This window comes from Achromobacter colocynthidis (assembly GCF_057334535.1).
Genome location: NZ_JBHFIZ010000033.1, coordinates 15,228 through 37,350, shown reverse-complemented (window position 1 = coordinate 37,350; position 22,123 = coordinate 15,228). Strand labels below are relative to the sequence as shown.

The 22,123-nt window shown below is 64.3% G+C and carries 19 protein-coding genes and 1 pseudogene; 6 read left to right on the top strand and 14 right to left on the bottom strand.

All coding sequences use genetic code 11. From position 1 onward, the window contains the following. Window positions 1-73: 73 nt before the first annotated feature. The 3 genes from ACE04A_RS15515 to hpxZ all read right to left on the bottom strand — a co-directional run bounded on the left by ACE04A_RS15515 (window position 74) and on the right by hpxZ (window position 4,797). Complete coding sequence (locus tag ACE04A_RS15515) at window positions 74-3,256, bottom strand: T6SS effector BTH_I2691 family protein (RefSeq protein ID WP_448718102.1); 3,183 nt, start codon at window positions 3,254-3,256, stop codon at window positions 74-76. Between the two features lie 488 nt (window positions 3,257-3,744). Next, window positions 3,745-4,299 (bottom strand): NADPH-dependent FMN reductase, encoded by a 555-nt coding sequence (locus tag ACE04A_RS15510; RefSeq protein WP_485820278.1) that lies wholly within the window; start codon window positions 4,297-4,299, stop codon window positions 3,745-3,747. Window positions 4,300-4,422: 123 nt separating this feature from the next. Then, window positions 4,423-4,797: an oxalurate catabolism protein HpxZ gene (gene hpxZ / locus ACE04A_RS15505; RefSeq protein ID WP_259245927.1), complete on the bottom strand. Its 375-nt coding sequence runs from the start codon at window positions 4,795-4,797 to the stop codon at window positions 4,423-4,425. Window positions 4,798-4,995: 198 nt separating this feature from the next. Here hpxZ and ACE04A_RS15500 point away from each other — a divergent pair, with 198 nt between their 5' ends. Further along, window positions 4,996-5,538: an antibiotic biosynthesis monooxygenase gene (locus ACE04A_RS15500; protein WP_485820277.1), complete on the top strand. Its 543-nt coding sequence runs from the start codon at window positions 4,996-4,998 to the stop codon at window positions 5,536-5,538. A gap of 77 nt (window positions 5,539-5,615) precedes the next feature. Here ACE04A_RS15500 and ACE04A_RS15495 read toward each other — a convergent pair whose 3' ends face one another. The 10 genes and pseudogenes from ACE04A_RS15495 to ACE04A_RS15450 form a co-directional block, all read right to left on the bottom strand. Continuing rightward, window positions 5,616-6,323, bottom strand: a complete 708-nt coding sequence (locus tag ACE04A_RS15495; protein WP_485820276.1) for a GntR family transcriptional regulator — start codon at window positions 6,321-6,323, stop codon at window positions 5,616-5,618. Window positions 6,324-6,396: 73 nt separating this feature from the next. Next, window positions 6,397-7,785, bottom strand: coding sequence for an AtzE family amidohydrolase (locus tag ACE04A_RS15490; protein WP_448718107.1), 1,389 nt, complete (start codon window positions 7,783-7,785; stop codon window positions 6,397-6,399). Then, window positions 7,782-7,964, bottom strand: a complete 183-nt coding sequence (locus ACE04A_RS15485; RefSeq protein ID WP_050448639.1) for a DUF4089 domain-containing protein — start codon at window positions 7,962-7,964, stop codon at window positions 7,782-7,784. Before ACE04A_RS15485 ends, ACE04A_RS15490 begins: the two co-directional genes overlap by 4 nt. A gap of 85 nt (window positions 7,965-8,049) precedes the next feature. Then, window positions 8,050-8,871: an ABC transporter ATP-binding protein gene (locus tag ACE04A_RS15480; RefSeq protein ID WP_050448640.1), complete on the bottom strand. Its 822-nt coding sequence runs from the start codon at window positions 8,869-8,871 to the stop codon at window positions 8,050-8,052. Beyond that, window positions 8,872-9,699 (bottom strand): ABC transporter permease, encoded by an 828-nt coding sequence (locus ACE04A_RS15475; protein ID WP_100856653.1) that lies wholly within the window; start codon window positions 9,697-9,699, stop codon window positions 8,872-8,874. A 3-nt stretch (window positions 9,700-9,702) separates the two neighbouring features. Beyond that, window positions 9,703-10,710, bottom strand: a complete 1,008-nt coding sequence (locus tag ACE04A_RS15470; protein WP_279997018.1) for an ABC transporter substrate-binding protein — start codon at window positions 10,708-10,710, stop codon at window positions 9,703-9,705. A gap of 283 nt (window positions 10,711-10,993) precedes the next feature. After that, a pseudogene (locus ACE04A_RS15465) lies at window positions 10,994-11,988 on the bottom strand (NAD(P)-dependent oxidoreductase). A gap of 4 nt (window positions 11,989-11,992) precedes the next feature. Further along, window positions 11,993-12,952, bottom strand: coding sequence for a Bug family tripartite tricarboxylate transporter substrate binding protein (locus ACE04A_RS15460; protein ID WP_100856650.1), 960 nt, complete (start codon window positions 12,950-12,952; stop codon window positions 11,993-11,995). A 100-nt stretch (window positions 12,953-13,052) separates the two neighbouring features. Beyond that, entirely contained in the window at window positions 13,053-13,868 is an 816-nt protein-coding gene (locus tag ACE04A_RS15455; RefSeq protein WP_259245935.1) for a class II aldolase/adducin family protein, read from the bottom strand. 106 nt (window positions 13,869-13,974) lie between these two features. Beyond that, complete coding sequence (locus tag ACE04A_RS15450) at window positions 13,975-14,901, bottom strand: LysR family transcriptional regulator (RefSeq protein ID WP_485820275.1); 927 nt, start codon at window positions 14,899-14,901, stop codon at window positions 13,975-13,977. A gap of 210 nt (window positions 14,902-15,111) precedes the next feature. Here ACE04A_RS15450 and ACE04A_RS15445 point away from each other — a divergent pair, with 210 nt between their 5' ends. From ACE04A_RS15445 to ACE04A_RS15425, 5 genes are all read left to right on the top strand, one after another. Continuing rightward, window positions 15,112-16,410 carry an imelysin family protein gene (locus ACE04A_RS15445; RefSeq protein WP_100856647.1) on the top strand — a complete coding sequence of 433 codons (1,299 nt, stop codon included), beginning with the start codon at window positions 15,112-15,114 and terminating at the stop codon, window positions 16,408-16,410. Beyond that, on the top strand, window positions 16,407-17,921 hold the full coding sequence (locus tag ACE04A_RS15440; RefSeq protein WP_279997021.1) for a di-heme oxidoreductase family protein: 1,515 nt from the start codon (window positions 16,407-16,409) through the stop codon (window positions 17,919-17,921). Before ACE04A_RS15445 ends, ACE04A_RS15440 begins: the two co-directional genes overlap by 4 nt. 129 nt (window positions 17,922-18,050) lie before the next feature. Then, window positions 18,051-19,106: an imelysin family protein gene (locus tag ACE04A_RS15435; RefSeq protein WP_259249212.1), complete on the top strand. Its 1,056-nt coding sequence runs from the start codon at window positions 18,051-18,053 to the stop codon at window positions 19,104-19,106. Next, window positions 19,096-20,208, top strand: a complete 1,113-nt coding sequence (locus tag ACE04A_RS15430) for a DUF1513 domain-containing protein (RefSeq protein WP_448718110.1) — start codon at window positions 19,096-19,098, stop codon at window positions 20,206-20,208. The genes ACE04A_RS15435 and ACE04A_RS15430 overlap by 11 nt, the downstream gene beginning before the upstream one ends. A gap of 158 nt (window positions 20,209-20,366) precedes the next feature. Further along, complete coding sequence (locus tag ACE04A_RS15425; protein ID WP_100856644.1) at window positions 20,367-21,212, top strand: mechanosensitive ion channel family protein; 846 nt, start codon at window positions 20,367-20,369, stop codon at window positions 21,210-21,212. A gap of 78 nt (window positions 21,213-21,290) precedes the next feature. Here the strand turns inward: ACE04A_RS15425 and ACE04A_RS15420 are convergent, their stop codons facing one another. Then, window positions 21,291-22,052 (bottom strand): IclR family transcriptional regulator, encoded by a 762-nt coding sequence (locus ACE04A_RS15420; protein WP_100856643.1) that lies wholly within the window; start codon window positions 22,050-22,052, stop codon window positions 21,291-21,293. Window positions 22,053-22,123 lie beyond the last annotated feature (71 nt).

Here is a 22,123-nt window from a genome sequence, read left to right as displayed (position 1 = left end):
GTGGGGCGATTCTTGGTCGACATTAATTTCCCAGATTGAATCCGATGCAATTTTTTGCAGCGCTCAATATGCATTACCGAGTAGCGATCACCGTTACTTCGGCGTGTCCTCCTGGATCAGCGATATCTGGCCAGTACTTGATTCGAAGCGTTGCAAACTCGATATCAGCCTCGCCGATATCAAGTAAAAGCGAGCCACCAATTACACCCGCGTCTCCGGTGGGTCGACGCGTTGCTTGGTCGTCTATTCGATATCCGGGGCGCTTGGGGCGGTCAGATATTTCGCCAATCCTGGGTGAGTTGTGCTGCTCTGCAATTACGATTTGCTCAGGCGAGTAGCGCTTCAATGCCAAAGTCATGGCGTATCCCGACTTATTTGGATCCCACATGGGAAGCTTGACGTGATAAGCGAGCGTGGTTCCCCATTGCATTCCTGCGCCGATGGCAGGCAACGGAGATGATCGCGGTGCAAAACGAAATTGGAGATCTGTCTGCATCCCTATCAACGCAGCATTCAGCGCGCTAATGGCTATATCCTTGTCAATATTGGCCGCGCTAGTTTTCTGAATTTCTAGTTCTTCGCTCGCGTACCTCGGGATGCTGGGGACCGTTTTGGCTGAGTTCCACCAGATGGGAGGAGTTTCGTCATGGTGTCCAAAGTAGCAGCGGCGTGCCCATTGTTCGATTGCCGTTGACTCGCTGCCCTTAGCGGAAATCGAAACCGCGTAGGCCAGCATACCCAGGGCAATAGCCCATCCAAGCGGTCCTAGCAATGAGGAGGCGCTCGCCCAAGCCGCGTATGTCGCTGCCAAGCCGGAGGCGGCCGACAGGATGCCAGCATAGATATAGCTGTCTCGTGCTTCGCCGTCGCCAGACCGTTCTGCTCGTACTGCGGCAATTCCAAACTGCACCCCCTCAACCACCCCCGACAGAGCACTTGTCACGCCACCAAAGCGAATCAATCCCTTGCCCAGCGTCAACGCGTTCACCGCGCGGGCTTCAGCGATAGCGGCTTTCTCCATCGCCTGGGCCATGCTTCTTATACCCACGCCCGCCGCTTCAATGCTGACACCCACCACCCCCACCGCGCTTGCCGCCACGCCCGCGACGGCTTCCGGGTAGCGGTCTCCCATCACGCGCTCCAGGTCTTGCAGGCTTCTTGCCAGCCCATCCTGCTGAAAGAACAACGCGCCCATGGACAACGCCAAATCCAGGTTGGCCATCCCACGTATTCCGACAAAAGCGGTATGCGCCCGTAGCTTTGCATCCGCAGCCGTGGTTCGTAGTTGCCCGGCTATCGCATGTGCCTTCGGTTCCAGTCCGCCAATGCCCACCACCACGCTGCGCCAACCGCCTTCCAGAGTCTCCGCCGTGGCATTGGACATTGCGGTTAGCTTGTTTTTCAGTCCTTCAGCGGTATCCGCCACCCAGAACGTGGCTTTGAATATCTGGTTCTGTGCCGGCCCAGGCAGGGTCAGCATGCCGCTGAATATCAGCGCGCGGGCCTTCTTGCCGGTTTCCTTCGCGGCCTTGTCGTATTCCTGGCGCATCTGTTGGGTGAGTAATTCCTGATACTCGCCCAGCGTCAGTTCGATCTGAACTTGCAGCATTTGGACGCGCTCGCATAGCAGCAGGGCGGCTTGATGGACGGTTGCGGCCACGGGTAGAAGCTGTTCTTGCGCCCGTGCGTCCATCGTCAACATCGCGTTGATCATTGCGCCTTGCAGTTGGCCCACGGCATCCCTGACGCTGCTGCGTAGGTACATCTCGCCTTCTTGCGAGGCCATCACGTCTTTGATTGCGGCATACAGCTTGCCGGAATCGTTTGCTTTAAAGCCTTCCGCAAAAGTGGGATGCAAACCTTCAAGCAGGCGGGCGTTCTTGGCCAGTAGCGCCTGGTACAGAATGCTGTCGGGGTTTTCCAGCAAGGATTTCCATAGCCGCTGCGTGGGGCCCAGTTCCGCGCCATCGACTGGGGTAGCTTCGCTGGGACCGCCATCCAGGCAAGCCGCCACCATCTTGGTATACGCCGCTGCTGAATACGGATCGCTTGCCGAGTAGTCGTATCGTGCGATGCGCAGCCAGGCTAGCGATTGCAGCCAACTCACGTAACGGTTGGCCATCACGTCGATCAAGGTTTGCCGGCGTTGCCATTCCTTGTCATGGGCGTCCTGAAACTGCTTGCGGCGTGGCTCGCTGTAGCGTTGTTCCAGGCGCTCGTGATACTCGGTCGTGATGCGCTTGGCCGCAGTTTCCGTTGCGCGCGGCACATCGACAGGCGGTAAATGTGAGCGCGTGCCCAGCACCGGATGGTCATTATGCTGTCGGCGGTATTCGATGTCTTTGTCGACTTCCTGCACGGCCTGCGTGTGCGCCCAGGTCTTCTCAAGCTCTCTGATCTGCAACAGCGCCGCAGAAGTGAATAGCAGATACTGCCGCTCGGCGTTCCCCGCCCAGGCCAGCCGCTCGTTAATCAGCATGTGCCGCTGCTGGTTGAATTCCAGCACGGCGCCCACGGGGTCAGGCAAGGCCAACACCGGAACGCCTTGCGGCAACCCCTGAGTCTTGGCAATGTCGTCGACGTAGTCATTCAGCGGCACGAACCGTGGGGTGCGTAAACGCACGGCGTGCCGGCTGCCAAAATCCACCCCGTCGTACCGGTATTCCCACACGTGATCAGTCAGGAATCCATCCGCGAACTTCAAGCCATGCAATATCGCTTGTGGCGTCTCGCGCAGCGTTGTCAGATCGACTTTCACAAACCGCGCGGAAGGCGCGCGCTGCGCCTTATAGGCATCCAGCACCGGCTCGGGCCACCGGTCTTGCGAGAACGCGATCCACGCTTCCTTGTGGACCTTGGTGTCGATGTGAATGAACGAAGCGCGCACGTCATGCCCTTCGCTCGTGCAAGCCTTGGACAGCGGCTTTGGGCTGCCTTTCGGCATTCGGTAGGGGTCATATTGGCGCATATGCCCGTCGGCAGTGACCTGATACGCGTGCCAGATTTCCTGATCCAGCAGCACATACACATAGCCTTCGCGCAGGATGCGGTACTTGCCCGCCTGCATATCAATGCGTACGCGGTCTTGTTCAGGATCGAAGGGTGACGAGGACGTCGGCGGCAATGGTGCGTCACGCAGCAGCAGGATCGGCATCCCGCCGCGCTCGCAGGCACGGCAGGTGTCCATCGGCACTGCCGTGGTTTCCAACACCGCCAGCCGAATCTGATTGGTGAACGAATCTGCGTGCGAACCCATGAAGCAACTCCCCGTATTGTCCGAGAGGTGAAGACGGTTGCGCCGTTTGGCGTTGCCGTCGAGCACCCAGGCAGGCGCGCGGCGCGTCTGAGCCAGAAGCGCGTGCGCCTACCAGATACGGGGTAACGCAATATCCATGCCATGTGACGGGCGCCGAGAAATAACTCAACCATATCAATGGCTTGCGAGGGAATTGGCTGGCTTTTCGAGTCTTGGGTTGAGTGCTGCGGCTTGAAAACACATGTTTTCGACGAGAAATCGGGCCAGATCTGACCCGATTGAGAATAAGCCGATATTTATCAACGGCTTAGATCGAGCCAGAATTGGCCCGATCGGGTCAAATCTGGCCCGGTGCGTTATGAAAGCCCAAAACAGCCATAAAAAAGCCCCCCGACGTATCGGGGGGCTTGATCGCCCGGAGGTAGATCGGGCGATCGGCGCCGGCGGGCTTGGCCCTGCCGGCAGCGGCGGCGATCAGCGCTGCACAATCAGGTGTTCATCTTCTTGACCCAGTCGACGTAGCGGTCGCCCCAGCCTTGCAGGAACTTGCGCGTGCCTTCATTGGTGATGGTGTATTGGTCGTCGACCAGGCCATCGGAATACTGCAGGAAGACTTCCGGCGTGGTCAGCGCGTTGGCGCCTTCGGCGGCCAGGATGTTGCGCAGGTGTTGTTGCATCATCGCGGTGCCGGCGGCGCTGGGGGATGCGCCCACGATGCCGACGGCTTTGCCCGGCCAGGAGTTCTGGCCCCACGGGCGCGAGCCCCAATCGATGGCGTTCTTGATGGCGGCGGGCACCGAGCGGTTGTGCTCGGGCGATACGAAAAGAATGCCTTGCGCGTCGGCGATTTGCTGCTTGAGCTTGGCGGCGGGGGCGGGCAGGTTGTTTTCGTTGTCCTGGTTGTACAGAGGGATGTCGCCCAGGCTCACATACTCGAACTTGAAGTCTGCGGGAACCAGCTTTTCCAGCGCTCGGGCCAATCGCAAATTGATCGAGGCGGCACGCAGGCTGCCGACAAAAACCGCAATCTTGTATGTGCTCATGGGCAAATGCTCCGACGGGAAAAATGGAAAGATCAGTGTAGACCTGGTGCGCGATGCGCTCAATCATCAAGCGCGTGATGTCTTGATGCGAGATGTGTCATTGAAGCCGTCATGCTGAAGCCGTCATGCCATCAGGCTGACGTGCGCCGACACCACGCGCCAACCGGCCGGGGTCCGCATCCAGGTCTGGCTTTGGCGGCCGATGCGTTCGCTGCCTTCGCGCTGGAATTCAATGTTGGTGGTGGCGAAGTCGTTGCCGTAGGTGGTGATGGCGGTGCGCAGGACGCGGCGGGCCAAGCCTTGCGGTGAACGCCCCGCGCGGAATTCGCGGATGGCGTCATAGCCGTAGAGGTTTTCACTGGCGCCGTAGCGCAGCGTGTGGGGGCTGTTCCAGAACAGCGCGTCCAGTTCCTCGACGTCATTCGTGACCAGCGCCGTTTCGTAGCGTTCGAAGGCGGTGGTGACCTCGGCGACGACGTCGGGCAGGTTGATGTCCATGAGCTTTCTCCGAATGCACCGATGTGGTGCGTTGTGTAGGGGTAATCACCAATATGGTGTGTGCTGCGGTGCGCAAAATTCCGGACGCTGCGTCGTACGGTCATTCACACCAGGGAAATGCTGCGCCGCAAGGCTGGCACGGGGATTGCTAGGGTTAACACTGCATAACAAGCTGCACCGTTGCTCAGGAGTTCCGTCATGTCCAGTTCCGCTGTTTCCGCCCCGGTCACCATGCTGGTCACCCGTCACATCGCGCCCGAACGCTATAGCGATTTTCTGTCCTGGATGCGCCAGGGCGAAATTTTGGCGGCGGGGTTCCCCGGCTTCCTGGGATCGGGCGTGCTGCAACCGCCCGAGGGCGGGGACGAGTACCAGATTGTGCTGCGCTTTACCGACGAGGCCAGCCTGTTGCGCTGGGAAAAGTCCTTGCCGCGTCGCATGTGGTTGGAACGCGGCGCGAACCTGGTGCGCGCGAGCCATGAATACCGCGTCAGCGGCACCGACGGCTGGTTCGCGCCCAAGGCGGCCAGCGCGCCGCCGCGTTGGAAGCAGGCCGTGAGCATCTGGCTGGCCTACTTTCCGGTGCTGCTGGTGTTTTCGATTCTGGTCAGCGAGCACTTGAACATGATGCCGGTGTTCTGGCGTGTGCTGATCACGAGTGTGATATTGACGCCCATTATGGTGTTCATCTGCATCCCGGTCATTTCGCGTGTGTTGCAGCGCTGGCTGCGAGCGGGGTGATTGCGGGCGGTGAACCCTCATCCCCCGGGGCATAAGCCCGGGGGCATGAACCCCCACCCCAGGGCATTGCCGCGCATTCATGCCGCCTTGGCATGCCGCGTGGAGTACAGGCGGTGCAGGGTGATCTTGCGCACCGCGGTCTGGCTGTCATGGATATGGGCTTGCAGCAGTTGCGTGGCGGCGGCGCCGTCACGCGCCAGCACCGCGCGCAAGATCGCGCCATGTTCCTCGTAGGTATTGTCGATGCGGTCTTGCAGCGTGAAGTCCAACCGGCGCACGATGCGGATGCGCTCGGTGGCGGCGCGGTGCACGCGCGAGATTTCCGGGTTGCCGGCGGCTGCAACCAGGTCAATATGGAAGCGTTCGTCCAGGTCGGCCAGCCATTCGCCATCGTTGGAGCGTTCGCTTGGGCTGACAAGCCACGTGTCCGCCAGCGCTTGCAGCGCGCGTAGCGGATCAGGCACTTGTTGCGGGACGCACAAGGTCTGTACGGCAGCGGTTTCCAGCACGCTGCGCAGTTCGTAGAAGTGGTCCAGCGTGTTGAAGTCCAGCGGCTTGACCAGCCAGCCGTTGCGCTGCCGCACTTCCAGATAGCCTTCGCGCTCCAGCCGGAACAGCGCTTCACGCACCGGGGTGCGGCTGACCTGTAGCCGTTCCGCGATTTCGGTTTCGGTGAAGCGGTCGCCCGGCGCCAGCCGGAAGTCCAGGATGTCGCGTTTCAAAGCCCCGTAGGCCGTGTCGGCCAGGGTGCGCGGCATGTCGATGGCAGCGAAAGCAGTTTCCATAACGGGGCCTTGATTGCGAAAAAGGTAGGGGGGCGATCGGGCGTTGTCGGGGGGCGGGTAACTTAATTAAGCGTCAGACTGTCCGGACCCGCGCCGCGCCGGCCTGTTCCAGCGCATAGGCGGCGGCCAGGCAATCGGCCTCGCGCCAGGGTGCGCCGATCAGTTGCACGCCCAACGGCAAATGGCCGTCCTGCTCGGCTTCGGGCCAGGTGGGCGCGGTGCACACGGGCAGGCCGATGCACGAGATGGGCTGCGTCAACAAGCCCATGCTGGCGCGCGCCGGCAGTTCCTTGCCCGCCAGCGTCAGCCAGTCGGTGCCGATGGGCGTGGCGGACACGGGCGTGGCGGGCGCGATCAGCACGTCGTACTGGTCGAACAGCGCCAAGGCCTCGCGGTAGACGCGGTGGCGGATGCGTTGCGCCTGCTGCACCCAGGCCGCGGGCACCAGGCTGCCGGCCACGAGGCGGTCGCGGGAATAGGGTTCGTAGTAGTCGTAGTGGGTGACCAGCTTGCGTCGATGCAAGGCCCCGCCTTCGGCCGCCGTGATGATGAAGGCGGCGGCGCGGGCCTGCGTGGCGCCGGGTAGTTCGACGATGGCGGTGGCGTCCAGGGCGCGCGCGGCGATCTCGACGGCGCGGCGCGCGGCGGGGCCGGCCCAATCGTTGAAGTAGCCGCCCAGGACTGCCACGCGCAGCTTGCGCGCGCCGGCCGCAAGCGCGGGTAGCACGGGTTCGGCGGCGCGTTGCGCGCAGGCGGCGTCGTCGGCGTCGGGCCCTTGCAGCGCATCGTAGGCGGCGGCCAGGTCGCTGGCGCTGGCCGCGAACGGCCCCAGGTGATCCAGGCTGCCCACGAACGGGAAGGAACCGGTGCGGGGCAGGCGGCCATAGGTCGGCTTCAAGCCAAAGACGCCGCACAGGGACGCCGGCACGCGTATGGACCCGTTGGTGTCGGAGCCCAAGGTCAGCGGCACCAGTCCGCCCGCGACGGCGGCCGCGCTGCCGCCGGAGGAACCGCCCGCCACGCGGGTGACGTCATGCGGGTTGCGGCAGGGGCCGTAGTGCGTGTTTTCGGTGGTGAAGCCGTAAGCGTGTTCGTCCATGTTCAAGGCGCCGACCAGCACCGCGCCGGCCTCGCGCAGGCGCGTGACCAGGCGGGCGTCGTGACTGGCGGGGGGATTCGCCGCATTGACGCGGCCCCCCGCCAACGTGACTTCGTCGGCGATGTCGAACAGGTTCTTGACGGCGTAAGGCACACCGGCCAGCGGCGGCAGCGCTTCGCCCCGGGCGCGGCGCGCGTCGATGGCGGCGGCTTCCTGGCGCGCGCGGGTTTCGGTGATGGCGGTGAAGCAGTTGTAGCGGGCGTCGCGTTCGCGGATGCGCGCCAAGGTGGCGTCCAGCACCGCGACGGCGCTGCGCTCGCCGCTGGCAACCTGGCGGGCGATGTCGGTGGCGGGGCCGCTCATGGACGGAACACCGATGCGGATTCCAGCTCCACGGGCAGCGGCTCGTCGACAAAGCTAGCCGCAATGTCGTGGATGCGCGCGAACTGCTGCACGACTTCCACCGTGGTGGATTCGCGCAAGGCATAGCCCGACAGCGCCAAGGCGCTGCGCACATATTGATCGATGGTTTCCTGGGTCATGGCGGAGGCTCCCGATAGACGCTGTGTTGACTTACCTGTGTTGCTTGCTTGCAAAACGTTTGCTTGCAGGACGTATGTTCCCGACTTACTTGCGCACTTCGCGCTGGAAAATCTCCAGGCTCAGTTTCTTCATCTGGATGAAGCTGGGTTCGGACAAGGTTTCCACGGTGCGCGGGCGGGCGTCGGTGTAGTCCAGAATTTCAGCCACGCGCGTGGGCCGCTTGGTCAAGAGCAGCACCTGGTCGGCCAGGTACACGGCTTCTTCCAGGTCATGCGACACCAGCAACATCGTCGTGCCGGTCTGCAAGAACACCTCTTGCAGTTTTTCGCGGATGAACAGCGTCATCTCGAAGTCCAGCGCCGAAAACGGTTCGTCCAGGAACAGCACCTCGGGTCCGGGCGCCAGGGCGCGCATGATGGACGCCGTCTGCTGCTGCCCGCCGGACAGTTCATACGGATAGCGCTTCAGGTCGAACTTGACGTCGAACGACGCCACCAGCTCTTCCACGCGGGCATCCACTTCGGCCTTGCTGCGGCCTTCCAGGCGCAGCGGGTAGGCGATGTTGTCGATGGTGCGCAGCCACGGGAACATGGCTTCGCGGTAGTTCTGGAACACGTAGCCGATCTTGGTTTGCGCCAGCGATTTGCCATCGAACAGGATCTCGCCCGAATCAATGGGAATCAGGCCCGCGATCATGTTGATCAGCGTGGACTTGCCGCAGCCGTTGGGGCCGAACACCGAGACGATCTTGCCCTTGGGGATGTCCAGGTTGAAGTCTTCGTACAGCGGCCAGCCCGCGAAATACTTGGTCAGGCCACGGATGGTGATGTGCGTGCCCAAGGGGCCGGGCGCGAACGGCGCGGCGGCGGGGGCGGGGGCGATGATGGGATTGATGACGGTAGACATTTATCGGCCGCTCCAATGGACCACGCGCTTTTCCAGCACAAGAAAAATAATGTTCAGCACATAACCCAGGGCGCCGGCCGCCAGGATCGCCGCATACATCTCGCGCACGTTCAGCACCTGCTGCGAATTGATGATGCGGTTGCCCAGCCCGCTGTCGGACCCGATGAACATCTCGGCCACGATCACGATCACCAGCGCCATCGACACGCCGCTGCGCAAGCCCACGAACGTGGGTTGCAGGCTTTCCCAGATCAGTACGTCCTTGAAGATCTGCCAGCGCGATGCGCCCATCACGCGGGCCGCCATTACGCGCTGCTTGCGCGCGTTGATGACGCCATAGGCGCTGTTGAACAGAATCACCAGCACGGCAGCGAAGGCCGCGATGGCGATCTTGTTCATGTCCGTGACGCCGAAGATCATCAGGAACAGCGGGATCAGCGCGGACGACGGCGTGGAGCGGAAGAAGTCCACCAGGAACTCCACGCTGCGATACGCCTTTTCATTGCTGCCCAAGAGCACGCCCAGCGGCACGCCGATGACGCCGGCAATGACGAAGGCTTGCAGCGTGCGGTTCAGGGACGACAGGAAGTCCCACAGCAGCGGGCCGCCCGCCAGGCCCTTCACCAAGGCCACGATGGTGGCGCTTGGGGTAGGCAACAGCACGGGGCTGACCAATTGCAGGCGCACGACCAGGTCCCAGATGATGAAGAGCGCCAGCGGGCCGATCAGCGGCAGGAAGCGCGACGCATCGAACTTGCGGGGCGGCGACTTGGCGGGAGCGGCCGCGCCAGCAGGGGCGGCGGGCGTGGCAGACGTTGTTGCTGTCATGGATCAGCCCTTGTAAAGCATGGACGACACGTCGACCTTCTGCGCGAAGATGCCCTTTTCGGTGAACAGGTCGAAGAATTTCTGGAAGTACTGGATGTCGCTCGGCGTGAACTCGTTGTAGAGCGTGTAGGCGGCCAGCGGCACTTCTTCGGTCATGGGGCCTTCGATGGCGGTGTAGCCCTTCATGAAGGGGCGCGCCTCGGCCGGCTTGGTGCGGATCAGTTCAATGCCGCGCGCATAGGCCGCGATGAATTTCTTGCTTTCTTCCGGATGCTTTTTCAGGAAGGCGGTGGTCAGCGAGGCCGACCCGCCGAACCACGGCGCCATGGGATCGCCCAACACGTACTTGGCGATCACGCCGGTTTCCAGCACGCGCGTGGTGCCGTTCAAGCGGCCCACCGTGCCCGTGGGTTCCAGCGTGTAGCACGCATCCAACTGGCCGGCGGCAACCGCGGCCACGTGCTGGCTGATTGCCAACTCGACCACGGTTGCTCCGGTTGCGCCGGCGCGCTCCAGTACTGCTTTGGCCAGCGTGGCGTTCTGGATGCCGGGTCCAGATCCGACCTTTTTCCCCTTGAGGTCTGCTATGGATTTGATGGGACTGTCTTTCGCGACGATGAACTCATCCAGCACGTTCTTCACGTTGCTGGGGTTGGACGCAAAAATCTTGAACAGGCCGGGCGAGGCGATTTCGCCGATGGCCAGGTTGGCCGAGCCCGTGCCGTTGGCGCTACCGTCCGCGCGGCCTGCCAGCATGGCTTCCATGACCTGCTGCGCGCCCGCGAACTTCAGCGGTTCGACATTCAGGCCGGCTTCCTTGAAATAGCCTTTTTCAACCGCGGCGTAAAACGGCAGGCCGGCGGCAACGGGCCAGAAGCCGATACGGATTACCGGACCCGACTGCGCGCGCACCAGCGCGGGCGCGGCCAGCGTCGCGGCGCCCATGGCGGCGCCCTGGATCAGGCGGCGGCGGGTGGCGTTGAAAGCAAAGGACGCATTGCGGTTGATCATGAGGGCTCCTGGAGGGCTTGCATTGATTTGGGTCTGAGGCCTGTCTTGTAGACAAGCTTGCATACCAGTCATCAAGCAAAACCCGTGCCAGGTTTGCGCGTGGGGGTCCCGCTTGGGCTTCGGTTGGGGTTTCCGCTGAGCAGGTGGCCGGTCGGGCCTCGGGCTGGTGCCTTGTATGAACCATTTTGGTGCATGGCGCACCATTTAAGGGGACGTATCAAGGGCGAAGTCTGCCGACCGCCTGGCCAAGCACTGGCTACCTGATCAGCCAACCATCAACCCGTCAGCCCACCAGCCTATTGGCCAGCGGCTCGCCGCCAGCCCAGCGTTGCAGGTTGTTCAAGAACAGCGCGCGCACGCGGGCGCTGTTGCCATCTGAAAAGCCAGCGCTGTGCGGCGTGACGATGACATTGTCCAACCCCCATAGCGGAGATTCCGGTGGTAGCGGTTCTTGCTGAAAGACGTCCAGGAACGCGCCGCCCAACCGGCCCGCCGCCAGCGCCTCGATCAGCGCGGGTTCGTCGATGACATGGCCGCGCGCCACGTTGATGACCGATGCATGCGCGGGCAGGCCAGCGCGGCGCGGTCGACCAACCCGCGCGTGGCCGAGGTCAGCGGACAGGCCAGCACCAGCCAGTCTGCCTGGGACAGCAGCCCGCCCAGTTCGTCATACGTGGCGGTGTGGCGTGCCTCGGGCACAGGCGTGGCGGAATGGCGCACCACGGTCAGTGTCAGGCCCAGCGCGCCCAGCAACGCGCCGATGCGCTGGCCGATGGCGCCCCAGCCCACCACCACAGCGTGCTGTCCCGCCAGATCGCGCGGGGTGCGCGCGCCCAACAGCGGTCGCCATGCGCGTGCGCGCTGGTCGGCCGCCAATAAGGGCAGGCGGCGCGCCAAGGCCAGCACGCCGCCGATGGCGGTTTGCGCCACCACGGCGTCGCTTGCGCCTTGCGAGGTGGTAATAGCCACCCCGCGCGCGTGCAGGTGCTGATAGATCTCGCGGTCGGCGCCGGCCGAATGCACGTGCACCCATTGCAGCGCGGGCGCCTCGCGCATGGCGTCGTAATACAGCGCCGTGTCGGGCGTGATCTGGAACTTGGTTGAATCACCGGTGATATCGCGGGACACAAACGCCACCTGCGCATCGCAGGGCTGGCCGGCTTGCGGGTGGCACAGCGTGAAGCACCGCCCGCCGGCGGCGGGCAGCGCGTGGCGCAAGGTGTCCGCCTCGGCCGGCGAACACAGGATGCGGATCTCTTCTTGCGGCGTCAGCGTCATGGGCTCAGTTGGGGTTGGGTTGGAACTTGCGCACCAGCGCTGCCCACTTGTCGTGTTCCTGCTTGATGAAGGTGGCGAACTGCGCCGGCGTGCCGCCCACGGGTTCAGCGCCCTCGTTCACCATCTGCGTCTGCAGGCCGGGCAACGCGGCGTTGACTTCGCGATTGATGGTGGCCACCACCGTGGGCGGCGTGCCCTTGGGCGCAAAGAAGCCAAACCACGATCCGGCGTCAAAGCCCGCATAGCCGGATTCGGCAATGGTGGGCAGGTCGGGCAGGGTGGCCGAGCGTTGCAACGTACTGACCGCCAGCGGCCGCAGCTTGCCCGCGCGTATCTGCCCGATCACCGACGGGATGGTGGCGAACATGAAATCGATGCGCCCGGCCAACAGGTCGTTGACCGCATCCGCGCCCTTGTACGGCACGTGCGTGGCTTCCACGCCCAACTGGTCCATCAGCATGTAGCTGGCCAGGTGTGATGACGTGCCCACCCCGGTCGAGCTGTAGTTCAGTTGCTTGGCTTCTTTGACGTACTTCAGGAAGCCCTTGATGTCCTTGGCGGGCGAAGACGGCGGCACCACCAGCACGTTGGGCACCGTGGCGATCTGCACCATGGGAATCAGGTCGGTCAGCGGGTCGAAGGGCAGCTTGGTCAGCGATGAATTGACGGCGATGGGGCCCACGGAATTGACGATCAGCGTGTGTCCGTCGGGGGCGGCGCGCACCACGAATTCCGTGCCGATATTGCCGCCGGCGCCGGGCTTGTTTTCCACCACGAAGGACTGGCCCAATTGTTTGGCCAGCACATTGGAGACGCTGCGCGTCAGGGTGTCGGTGGTGCCGCCCGCGGTGAACGCGACGATCACCCTGACGGGTTTGTCGGGATAGTCCGCGGCAGTCGCGGGCAGAGCGGTACAGGCGCAGGCCGTCGCTGCGGCGGCGAGCAGGGCTCGGGCAGTGTTCATGTTGTCTCCGTTCGTGGTTGTTGTGTGGGCGGTGTCAGCGCCGTGCCGCCACGTCGGCCAGCGCTTTTGAAAAGGGGGGCTTCAGTCAATCTTTAGCTAGTCAGCTCCGAAAGCTCGGGTCCATGCGGTCCAGCTTGCGCAGCAGGGCCGGCCATTCCATGACGCCGTAAGGGCGCCGCGTGCCGGGCTGATAGTTGTTCCAGGTTTCTTCCAGCACGGCCGGGCTGACGGCGCGCAGGGGCGAGCCCGTGGCCATGGCCGCCAGTTGCGCGCGGCAGGCCAGTTCCAGCCGGTGCATCCAGTTGAAGGCCTCGCCCACCGTGCGGCCCACGGTCAGCGCGCCATGGTTGCGCAGGATCAGCGCCTCGCCCTGGCCCAGGTCGCGCAAGAGCGATTGCTGCTCTTGCAGGTCCAGCACCACGCCTTCGTAGTCGTGATAGCCGATCTTCAGGAAACGCATGGCGGTCTGCGTCAGCGGCAGCAGGCCGCAGTCCAGCGAGGCCACGGCCATGGACGCCCAGCTATGCGTGTGGATCACGCAGTCCACGTCATGGCGCGCGGCGTGCACGGCGCTGTGGATCACGTAGCCGGCCTTGTTGATGCCGTAGTCCAGGTCGCCAAAGTCGGGCTTGGCCAGGATGGTGCCGTCCAGGTCCACCTTGATCAGGCTGGACGCCGTGATCTCTTCGTACATCATCCCGTAGGGGTTGATCAGGAAGGCGTTGTCTTCGCCCGGCACGCGCGACGAGATGTGGTTGGCCATCATGTCGGCCATGCCGTAGTGTTCGACCAGCCGATAACAGGCGGCGAGGTCGACGCGGGCCTGCCATTCCTGTTCGGAACAGTGCGGCCGCATCGAAGAGATAGGAAGTACACCGGGGGGTAACACGCCCGGGCGTCGGGTGTCAGTCGTCATCGGATATCAAGAAGGTCCTTGGCCGTGGCACGATGCCGCAGCGTCCATGAACCCACTTTATCCGTGTGACTTACCGCGGCCTAGCCATGCACCCGGCATGGGGGCATCACGAATCCAGAAGGGTGGCGCCGGGCCAGGCGCCATGGCGCACCTGAGCGCGCATCACGTCCACCAGCACCACGCGGGCGGCCAGCGCGGCGGGCGACAATTCCTCTTCGTCGATGCAATAGACGGCGTTGCGCCGGTACAGGAAGGGGTCGTCGATGGGGTGCATGTTCAAGAGGCCCGCCTCGGCCCGCGCGACCGCCGCGCCGGGCTGGATGGTGGCGATGGGGTTGGCCTGCACCAGATCCATCAGGGTCGTCAGGCCGTCTACCTCGCCCCCGATCCAGGGTTCGATGCCCGCGCGTTCAAAGGCGGCTTCGACCCAGGCGCGCAGGCCGTGCGCCTTGCTGGTCACCGCCAGCGGCAGGCCCGCCAATTCGGCAATGGTGGTGGGCTCGCCATCGGCCAGCGCAACCATGCCGCGCCGGGCCAGCAGGAACAAGCGTTCATCCAGCACGGGGATGGCGCTGCGCCCCTGGCCGCTGTCGTTCTGAAACAGCACGGCCAGGTCCAGGCGGCGGCTGCCAAGCTGCTCGCCCAGGTTGCCCGACAAGCCTTCCACCAGATGCAGCCGTACGTTGGGATAGCGTTCGGCCATGGCGGCATAGAACGGTTTGGCCAGCAGTGACGCGGTGGTGGGCGCAAAGCCTACGCTGACCATGCCGGCCAGCCGGGCCTCGCGCGCGGCGGCCACGGCGTTATCCGCGTGCCGCAGCGTCAAGCGGGCCTGCCGCAAGAAAGCGGTGCCGGCGGCGGTGGCCACAACCCCAGTGTGCGTGCGCATCAGCAGCCGCGTCGCCAGTTCGCTTTCCAGCCGGCTGATCTGCTGGCTTAGCGCCGAGGCGACCACGCCCAGGTCTCGCGCCGCGCGGCCGATGCTGCCCAGTTCGGCCACGCGAACGAAATAGCGGAGTTGTCGAAGTTCCATGGATAACGCGAGGGAAGAGAGATTGCCGGATAGTAGCGGCGAGCCCTTGATATTGCGCGGATTTCACCGCGAAAGCCGTTCAAAAAAGTGTCAGGTATCTGACTTTGGGCTGAATATCAAACGAAAATTGTTTACACTCGCATCCTCAAAACTGAAGTCGGAACGGCCCGCCGCGGGGGCGGATACCGTTCGAGTCACGGGAGAAAGTCGATGCGCAAGTTGTTGTTGGGAGCGGTGCTGGCCGCGGCGGTATTCGGGGGAACGGCCCACGCGGCGGCAGAGCCTCGCGCCGTGGTCGCCACCTATTCGGATCTGGCGCTGGCGGGCTATGAAGACTCGCTTACCGCCGCCAAGACGCTGCGCACGGCCATCAACGCGCTGATCGCCAAGCCCAGCCCCGACACGCTGAAGGCCGCGCGCGAAGCCTGGCTGGCGGCCCGGGTGCCGTACCAGCAAACCGAGGCCTACCGCTTCGGCAACCCCATCGTTGACGACTGGGAAGGCCGCGTGAACGCCTGGCCGCTGGACGAAGGCCTGATCGACTATGTCGACGCTTCCTACGGTACCGAAAACGACGAAAACGCCTTCTACGCCGTCAACGTCATCGCCAATTCCAAGATCTCGGTGGGCGGCAAGACGGTGGACGTCAGCAAGATCACGCCGCAACTGCTGTCTGAAGTGCTGCACGAAGCCGACGGCAACGAGGCCAACGTGGCCACGGGCTATCACGCCATCGAATTCCTGCTTTGGGGCCAGGACCTGAACGGCTCTGGCCCCGCGCCGGCCGACCGCAAGGGCACGCCGCAAGAACGCCATTCGGGCAACCGCCCGCATACGGACTTCGACACCAAGCAATGCACGGGCGGCCACTGCGAGCGCCGCATTGAATTCCTGAAGGCCGTGACGGATCTGCTGGTGACCGACCTGGAAGAAATGGTGGGTAACTGGAAGAAGGACGGCGCCGCGCGCAAGGCCGTCGAAGAAGATCCCAAGGCAGGGCTGATTGCCATGCTGACCGGTCTGGGCAGCCTGTCGTACGGCGAACTGGCCGGCGAACGCATGAAGCTGGGCCTGATGCTGCATGACCCCGAAGAAGAGCACGACTGCTTCTCGGACAACACCCACAACTCGCACTACTACGACCAGATCGGCATCCGCAACGTCTATCTGGGCACCTACACCCGCATCGACGGCAAAGAGGTCAAGGGCGCAAGCTTGTCCGAACTGGTCAAGGCTCGCGATCCGAAGCTGGATGCCGAAGTGCGCGCCAAGCTGGACGCCACCGTGGCCGCCATGCAGGCCATGAAGACCCGCGCTGAAACGGTCGAAACCTACGACCAGATGATTGCGGACGGCAACAAGGAAGGCAACGCCGTGGTGCAGGCCGCCATTGACCGCCTGGTGGACCAAACCCGCAGCCTGGAGCGCGTGATCACGCTGCTTGAGCTGGGCAAGGTGGCCATCGAAGGTTCCGACAGCCTGGACAAACCTGACGCCGTATTCAAGTGAAACTCGTACTAGCCGCCGTACTGGCGGCGTCGGCTCATGCCGGCGCCGCCGCCACTGAAGTGACTGCCGGACGTGATGACCTTACGCCCGAAGACCAAAAGCGCGTCACCGCCATCACCGCGCCCACGCGCGATTTTTCAAAGGTCGAATCCTTTGAAACCATGCAGGCGGGCGCCGCGACCACCAACAAACTGATCAACGCCGATATCTTTTCCCAGCCCTCGGCCAACATGAGCTTCGAGGGCCGCCAGGAATTCCAGGTTGGCAATGGCCTGTTCCGCAAGGACTGGGTGTCGGCGCCTGCCTCGACGCAGGCGTCCGATGGCCTGGGCCCGCTATTCAACGCGCGCTCGTGCCAGGCCTGTCATACCAAGGACGGACGCGGCACGGTGCCCGGGTTCGATCCCTTGGAACGCACGGACGCCGTGGCGCTGCTGTTGCGCCTGGCCGTGCCGCACGGCCCCGATCGTGGCCACCCCAAGCTGGCCCCGGGCGAAATCGCCGAGCTGCCCGAACCCGTCTACGGCGTGCAGTTGCAGAACTTCGCGGTGGCGGGGCTGCCCGCCGAAGGCCGCATGGAGATCGAATACGAGCCCATTCCGGTGGCCTTGAATGGCGGCGAAACCGCCACGCTGATGAAGCCCACTTACCGCATCGAAAACCCCGGCTACGGCCCGATGCGCGCCGACACGCAGATCTCGCCACGCCTGGCGCCGCCGATGATCGGCCTGGGCTTGCTGGAATCCATCCACGAAGCCGACATCCTGGCCAACGTGGGGGCGGACAAGCGCGATGGCATCGTCGGCAAGCCCAACTGGGTGACCGATGCGCGTACCGGCAAGCGCGCGCTGGGGCGCTTCAACCTGAAGGCCGGCCAACCTACCGTCGAACAGCAGAGCGCCGCGGCGTTCTCCAACGACATGGGCTTGTCCACGCCGATGTTCCCCAAGCATTCGGGCGATTGCACGCCCGCGCAGAAGCAGTGCCTGGACATGCCGCACGGGGCGCAGCCGCGCTTTGGTCCGGAAGAAGTGCCGGCCAAGCTGATGGACTTCATCACCACCTATTCCACCAACCTGGCCGTGCCGCAGCGCCGCGACGCGGACGACGCGCGCGTGCTGGCGGGCAAGAAGCTGTTCTATGAAGCCAATTGCGTGGCGTGCCACGTGCCCAAGTACGTGACGAGCCGCAACGCCAAGCAGCCGGAGCATCGCTTCCAACTGATCTGGCCCTACACCGACATGCTGGTGCACGACATGGGCGACGACCTGGCCGATGGCGTGTCTGACGGCCAGGCCAATGGCCGCGAGTGGCGCACGCCGCCGCTGTGGGGCATTGGCCTGACCAAGACCGTGAACCCGTCGGCCACCTGGCTGCATGACGGGCGCGCGCGCACCTTGCTGGAAGCCGTGCTGTGGCATGGCGGCGCGGGCAAGCCCTCGCGCGATCGCGTGGTGGCGATGACGCCTGAAGAGCGCGCCGATCTGATCCGTTTCCTGGAGTCGCTGTAAATGGCCCGATACGCCTTGATGACCCGATACGCTGCAATGACCCGGTTCTTGCCTGCCGGGTTCAAGCCTGCTGTGTTCAAGCCTGCCCTGGCGGCTGTGCTGGCGTTGTCGGCCGCCTTGGTAGTACCGATGAGCGCGCAAGCCCAGTCGCAAGCCGGGTCTCAAGCCACCCTGCCGGCTGACCTGGGCGAACGGCTGGCGCGTGATTACGCGCGTCCGGCCGTGGGCAAGATGGTGGATGCTGCCGCCGCGTTGGACGGCGCGCTGGGCGGCTGGTGCGCCAAGCCGGATGCAGCTGGCGCGGCGCGTGTGGGCGAGGCCTACACGCAATTGGCGCTGGCTTGGTCGGGCGTGGAGATTCTGCGCTTTGGGCCGCTGGTGCAGGCCAACCGCTTTGAGCGGCTGGCCTTTTGGCCCGACACGCGCGGCGTGATGCCCCGGCAAGTGCAGCAACTGATTGCTGCCAAGGACGAAGCCTTGCTGGCGCCGGGCGCGCTGGCCGGCCGTAGCGTGGCGGTGCAAGGCCTGCCCGCGCTGGAATATGTGTTGTACGGCGACCCGTCGCTGTTGAAGCAAAGCACGCAAAGCACCGCGCCCACCTTCGCCTACGCGTGCGGCTATGCGCGCGCGGTGGCCGCCAACGTCGCCACGATATCGCGCGATCTGGCGCAGGCCTGGAGCGCGCAGGGCGATTTCGGTGGCCAGTTCGCCAAGCCGCAGTCGGGCAACGACCTGTACCGCAACTCGCAGGAAGTGGCGGCCGAAGCCATGAAGGCCTTGTCGACCGGCCTCCAATTTGCGCGCGACGTGAAGATCTTGCCGGTGCTGGGCGAGTCGCCCGATGCCGCGCGGCCCAAGCGCGCGGCATTCTGGCGCAGCGGGCTGTCCACGCGCCTGTTGGCCGCGAACCTGGACGGCCTGAAGGCGTTTTACCAGGCTGGCGCGTACCCCTTACCGGCGGGCGATGAGTGGATAGACGGCTCGGTGCGTGGCGAACTGCAGGCCGCCGCGCAAACCCTGCAAGCCGTGCCGGTGCCGCTGGACGCGGCGCTGCAAACCGAAGAAGGTCGTCGCTTGTTGGTGCTGGCTTCCCTGACCATCAAGAACGCCAAGGACATCGTCGACCAAAACCTGGCGCCCGCGTTGGGCGTCACCATCGGATTCAATGCGCTTGATGGTGATTGACCGCCGCCGCTTCTTGTCGATGGCCGTGGCGCTGGGCCTGTCGCCCGCCGCCGCGCGGGCGGCGTTGCCCGCCGACGGCGGCCCGCTGTATCTGAGCGCGCGCAAGCGCGGTGGGCGTGACGAAGCCGTGCTGCTGGACGAGGCCGGGCACGACCGCCTGGTGGTGCCGATGCCCGCTCGCGGCCACAGCTTTGCCATTGATTCCGCCCGCAATCGCGCCGTGGTGTTCGGTCGCCAACCGGGCTTTTTCGCCGTGGCGTTTTCGTTGCGCGAGGGCGGCGAGCCGCAGGCGCTGCCGGTGCCCGACGAACGCCATTTCTTCGGCCATGGCGCGTTCGTGGATGGCGGACGTTTGCTGGTCTCCACGGAAAATGATTTCGAGGGCGGGCGCGGCGTGCTGGGCATTTACGATGCCTCGCCGGGCGGGGCGTGGCGGCGCGTCGGCGAATTCGACTCGGGCGGCATCGGCCCGCACGAAGTCGTGCTGATGCCCGACGGCAAAACGCTGTGCGTGGCCAATGGCGGCATCCTGACGCATCCCGATTACGGCAAGCTGGAACTCAACCTGGATACGATGCGGCCGTCGCTGGCCTATATCGACGCGGCCAGCGGCCAACTGCTGGAAAAGGTAGAACTGGCGCCCGCGCTGCATCGCTTGTCGATCCGGCACCTGGCGCTGGCGGGCGATGGTTGCGTGTGGTTCGGCTGCCAATACATGGGGCCCGCCGCCGACCGGCCCGCGCTGGTGGGACGACATCGCCGAGGCGCGGCATTGGAACTGTTCGAAGGGCCGGCCGAGACGCTGCGCAACATGCGCAACTACGTGGGCTCGGTATCGGTGGACGCGGCGGGCAGCATCATCGCCACGTCCAGCCCCGTGGGCGGGCAGGTGATCTATTGGGATGCGGCCAGCGGCCGCTGCCTGGGCACAACGCAATTGGCCGACGGCTGCGGCGTGGCGCCCGCGCCGCAAGCCGGCTTTCTGGTCAGCAGCGGTTTGGGCGCCATGTTGCGCACCGATGCCGCGGGCCATGAAACGCCGGTGCTGCCGCCGTCGCGCGAACAGTCCTGGGACAACCACTTCCGCATCGTTGCGGCCTGAAAGCAGGTTGAAAAGCAGGTTGAAAAACAGGCTGAAAAACAAGCTGACAAGCACCCGCCGCATCGCTTACAAAGCTTGACATAGCCAGGCTGCGGCGCGCCCCTTTGCGTATCCGCCATCTGATACAGTTTTCGGTTGTCATTTTTGTTGGAGATTCCATGGAAGACGCCTTGAACGAATTCAACGCCTGGGCCCCCAGGCTGGTGGAGATGGGCATCAATTTGCTGGTCGCCCTGTTGATCCTGATCATCGGCTGGTGGGTGTCGTCGTTGCTGGGCAGTTGGGTTCGACGCGCCGCCACACGGTCCAGCAAGATCGATCCGACCATCGTGCCGATGTTCTACAGCACGGTCGTCTGGGCGGTGCGTATCTTCACGGTGATCGCGGTGCTGGCGCGCTTTGGCGTACAGACGGCAAGCCTGATCGCGGTCTTGGGCGCCGCCGGCCTGGCTGTCGGTTTGGCCTTGCAAGGCACGCTGCAAAACATCGCGGCCGGCATCATGCTGCTGATTCTGCGGCCTATCCGCGCCGGTGAATACGTGGCCCTGAGTTCGGGCTCCGAAGGCACGGTGGAAGAGGTCGGCCTGTTCCTGACCCGCTTGGTCCAGGGGGACGGCATTCATCTGACCCTGCCTAACAGCACGGTATGGAACGCCACCATCATCAACTACAGCCGCAACAAAACCCGTCGTCTGGATATCCCGGTGCCGGTGCGCTATGGCGATGATCTAAACGCGGTGCTGGCCAAGCTGAACGAAATCGTGGCCGCGCGTCCGGATGCGCTGAAGGACCCGGAACCGCAGGTGAAGGTGTTCGAATACAAGGAAAGCGGCGTCATCGTGAACGTGCGCGTCTGGGCCGAAAGCAGCAAGTACTGGGATCTGCGTTGGGGCCTGTACCAGCAGATTCGCACGTCGCTGGAAGCGGCCGGCTTCCAACCGCCGATTCCGCTGCGCGAAATCCAGAACCCCAAGACGGCGGGCAACGCCGACGCGGCGGCCTGATCGCCTTCGTTGGGTCTTCAATGCAAGCGGGCGCCTCGGTTCATCCAGGCGCCCGTTTTTTATCTGGCCAGGGGGAGATCAGGCCTGCATGACCAGCCGCGCCAATTCCGCCTTGATCCAGCCTGCGATTTCGCGCTGGCGCTGGGCCGGCATGCGGTCGATGATGGCCGTGACGCTCACCGCCAGCAGCGGCGAGCCGTGTGCGTCCAGCAGCGCGCAGCCCACGCCCAGCGCACCGCGCACGGCGTGGTTGCCCACCACCGAATAGCCGCGCGCGCGGGTGTTGTCGATCAGCCGGTACATTTCCTGGGGCGTCATGCCGCCGTACTCGTCGAGCCGGCCCGAATTGCGTTCCACGATGCCGCGCGCCAGGTCGTCCGGCAACGCGGCCAGCAAGGCCATGCCGCCCGAGCCCACGCCCAGCGGCTGACGCTTGCCGGCATAGGTGGCAAGGATCTGCACCGGGTAGCTGCCGATCTCGCGATGCAGGCTGATGGAATCGTCGTCTTCGCGCACCACCAGGAAGACGGCGTCGCCCGTGCGGTCGGCCAGGCGGCGTAGCACCGGCAGCAGTTGGCGCACGCGCGGATCGCGTGAGCGCGTGTCGGGGTCCACCGCCAATTGGGCGCGGTACTTTTTGGTGCCCGTAACCGGCAGCACCAGCCCGGCATCAAGCAGGGCGGCCAGCAGGCGGTAAATGGTGGGGCGCTGTATGCCCGTCAAGCGGGCGATATCGGTCACGCTGAGGCCATCGGGACCTTGGTCGCGCAGGGCGGCCAGCACGGCCAGTCCGCGCCGCAAAGTCCGTGGGCCTGCTGACGCGGCATCACTGTCTGGCATGCAAATCTCTGAAAAAGCTAGGGTTATTCCGGAACGGTCAAGGGAAAACCATTGTCCGTAGCGTGGACTCT